The organism is Nocardioides sp. (assembly GCF_036401255.1).
In the GTDB taxonomy this organism is placed as follows: Bacteria; Actinomycetota; Actinomycetes; order Propionibacteriales; family Nocardioidaceae; genus Nocardioides.
In genome coordinates this window covers 1-2,479 of the sequence record NZ_DASWVI010000365.1, presented here as the reverse complement: position 1 = coordinate 2,479, position 2,479 = coordinate 1, and the positions used below count along the sequence as shown (strand labels likewise).

Annotated in this window: 2 protein-coding genes; both read right to left on the bottom strand. The window is 70.0% G+C overall.

What is annotated here, in order from left to right; all coding sequences use genetic code 11:
• On the bottom strand, positions 1–1,522 hold a 1,522-nt coding region (locus tag VGD85_RS16925; RefSeq protein WP_331064604.1), incomplete at its 3' end, for a polyribonucleotide nucleotidyltransferase.
• A 386-nt stretch (positions 1,523–1,908) separates the two neighbouring features.
• Entirely contained in the window at positions 1,909–2,184 is a 276-nt protein-coding gene (gene rpsO, locus VGD85_RS16920; RefSeq protein WP_116572135.1) for a 30S ribosomal protein S15, read from the bottom strand.
• Positions 2,185–2,479 lie beyond the last annotated feature (295 nt).

Below are 2,479 nucleotides of genomic sequence, written 5' to 3'. Positions count from 1 at the left end.
TGAGCGCGACGTACTCGGTCTTGCCGTCGACCTCGCCGGAGATCAGGCCCATCGCGATGCCGGCGACCGGCGCCTTGAGCGGCACGCCGGCCTGCAGCAGCGACAGCGTGGACGCACAGACCGAGCCCATCGACGTGGAGCCGTTGGAGCCCATCGCCTCGGACAGCTGGCGGATCGCGTAGGGGAACTCCTCGCGGGAGGGCAGCACGGGCAGCAAGGCGCGGCGCGCGAGGGCGCCGTGGCCGACCTCGCGACGCTTCGGCGAGCCGACCCGGCCGGTCTCACCGGTGGAGAACGGCGGGAAGACGTACTTGTGCATGTAGCGGCGGTGCGTCTCGGGCGAGAGCGTGTCGAGCTGCTGCTCCATCTTGAGCATGTCCAGCGTGGTGACGCCCAGGATCTGGGTCTCGCCGCGCTCGAACAGCGCCGAGCCGTGCACCCGCGGGATCACGCCGACCTCGGCGTGCAGCGGCCGGATGTCGGCCAGGCCGCGGCCGTCGATGCGGACCTTGTCGCGCAGGATGCTCTCGCGGACGACCTGCTTGTTGACCGAGCGGAACGCCGCGCCGATCTCCTTCTCGCGGCCCTCGAACTGCTCTCCGAGCTTGGCGAGGACCTCGTCCTTGAGCTCGTCGGTGCGGTCGTTGCGCTCGGTCTTGTCGGCGATCTTCATCGCCGCGGCGAGGTCGGCCTTCACGGCCGCCTCGACGGCCTCGTAGACGTCGTCCTCGTAGTCGAGGAAGACCGGGAACTCCTGGACCGGCTTGGCGGCCACGTTGGCGAGCTCCTGCTGGGCCTCGCACAGCTGCTTGATGAACGGCTTGGCGGCGTCGAGGCCACCGGCGACGACCTCCTCGGTCGGCGCCTGGACGCCGGACCGGACCAGGCCCCAGGTCTGCTCGGTCGCCTCGGCCTCGACCATCATGATCGCCACGTCGCCGGTCGAGGTGACCCGGCCGGCCACGACCATGTCGAACACCGCGTTCTCGAGCTGGCTGTGGGTCGGGAACGCCACCCACTGGCCCTCGATCAGCGCGACGCGGACGCCGCCCACGGGGCCGGAGAACGGCAGGCCCGAGAGCTGGGTCGACAGCGAGGCGGCGTTGATCGCGAGCACGTCGTACGGCGTGTCGGGGTTGAGCGCCATCACGGTGATGACGACCTGGACCTCGTTGCGCAGACCCTTCTTGAAGGTCGGGCGCAGCGGCCGGTCGATGAGACGGCAGGTGAGGATCGCGTCCTCGCCCGGGCGACCCTCGCTGCGGAAGAACGAGCCGGGGATCTTGCCCGCGGCGTACATCCGCTCCTCGACGTCGATCGTCAGGGGGAAGAAGTCGAAGTGGTCCTTGGGGTGCTTGCCGGCCGTGGTGGCCGACAGCAGCATGGTGTCGTCGTCGAGGTAGGCGGTCACCGATCCGGCGGCCTGGCGGGCGAGCAGCCCGGTCTCGAACTTGACGGTGCGGGTGCCGAACTTGCCGTTGTCCAGAACGGTCTCGACGGCAGAGATCTCGGGTTCGGTCAAGGGTGTGTCCCTCTTCTGTCGCGGAGCGATCCGCGGCGTCCCGCTGAAGAGAGCCGGTCTTCGATCGAGGCCCGCAGATCGCCGGTCGGAGCCGGGATCCTGAGAGCCACTACCGAGGACCGAGCCAGAACGGGCGGGTCGCTCCTGGTGTTTTCAGATGTTGTTCACGGTGAATCTAGCCGGGATGCTCCGATATGCGGAAACGCGCCGGACGCCGCCATCACGAAGCGGCGTCCAGCGCGTGACCTGACGAAGCGGTGAAACAGTCAGGCACACCTCGGTGCTCCTGCGCGTGCGGCCGCAAGGCGGAGGCGCGAAGGCGGCCTTTGAGCGGAGCGGCCGTCGAGCGCCGACAACGCAGCGGACGCTCCGCAGGGGCGCCGAGGTCAGCGACGCAGGCCGAGGCGCTCGACAATGGACCGGTAGCGCTCGATCTCGGTCTTCTGCAGGTAGTTGAGCAGCCGGCGGCGCTGGCCGACCAGCAGCAGCAGGCCGCGCCGGCTGTGGTGGTCGTGCTTGTGCTGCTTGAGGTGCTCGGTGAGGTGGCTGATGCGGTGGCTGAGCAGCGCGATCTGCACCTCGGGCGAGCCGGTGTCGCCCTCGGTCGTGGCGTACTCGGCGATGATCTTCTTCTTGGTCTCCGCGTCGGTACCGATCGACATGCGGGCTCCTTCCGGCCCTCGCGGGCTCTCTCGCTGCGCGGCGCGCCGGGGCCTGTTCACCCGGGCACTCTGGTTCCGCGGCCGTTGGACGGCAGTCGCCTGCAGGCAGGCAACCGAGGAAGCGTAGCGCGGGATCGCTTCCCGGGCCCAATCGGGCGTGGGATCATCGCGGGATGACTCGGGGTGCCCGGACCATGCTCGCAGCCACGGTGACCGCGTTCGTCATCGCGGTCACGACGCTGACGGCCGCGCCGGCCGCGCCGGCCGCGCCGGCCGCTCGGCCCGCGCCGTCCCG

Coding starts and splice junctions, on each gene's coding strand:
- rpsO (WP_116572135.1), bottom strand. CDS start 2,184: ATGTCGATCGGTACCGACGCGGAGACCAAGAAGAAGATCATCGCCGAG.